The organism is Bartonella sp. AA168HLJHH, from assembly GCF_042197365.1.
GTDB lineage: Bacteria > Pseudomonadota > Alphaproteobacteria > Rhizobiales > Rhizobiaceae > Bartonella.
On sequence record NZ_JBHIRS010000085.1, the window covers coordinates 1 to 656 of the forward strand.

Annotated in this window: 1 protein-coding gene; it reads left to right on the forward strand. The window is 43.6% G+C overall.

Going from position 1 to position 656, the window contains the following annotated elements; all coding sequences use genetic code 11:
* A partial coding sequence (locus ACFINM_RS09880; RefSeq protein WP_375641391.1) for an ATPase, T2SS/T4P/T4SS family occupies positions 1-656 on the forward strand: 656 nt, incomplete at both ends.

The following is a 656-nucleotide window of genomic DNA, read 5'->3' on the forward strand; positions in this document are numbered from 1 at the left end:
GCCAATACCATTAGCATGACCATTCGTAAACCTTCATCACGCACTTTTTCTCTTGAAAGTTTACATGAAAACAATCTGTTTTCTGTTGCCCAAAACACCAGTTTCACACCCACGCAACAAATGACAGAACGGTTATCCGAACTCTCTGATACAGACAAAGAGCTAACAGATCTCTTTATCGCCAAAGACTTTTGCACCTTTTTAGAAAGAGCCGTTATTACACAACAAAATATCTTAATATCGGGCAAAACCGGTTCTGGTAAAACAACCCTCTCCAAAGCTTTGATTGCAAAAATCCCTGACTATGAACGAATTCTCACCATTGAAGACACGCCAGAACTTGTCGTACCGCACGCCAACAAAGTGCAGCTCTTTTATTCAAAAGATAACCAAGGCTTAGCAAAAGCAGGCGCAAAAGAACTGCTTGAATCAGGATTACGCATGCGCCCCGACAGAATTCTTCTACAAGAGCTGCGTGATGGTACAGCCTTTTACTACATCCGTAATGTCAACTCTGGTCACCCCGGCTCCATTACCACCGTCCACGCCTCAACAGCCCTTGCAGCCTTTGAACAAATGACCCTTTTAGTCAAAGAAAGTGACGGTGGTGGTAATTTAGCACGCGATGATATCCGCGGCTTATTAATCTCGATGAT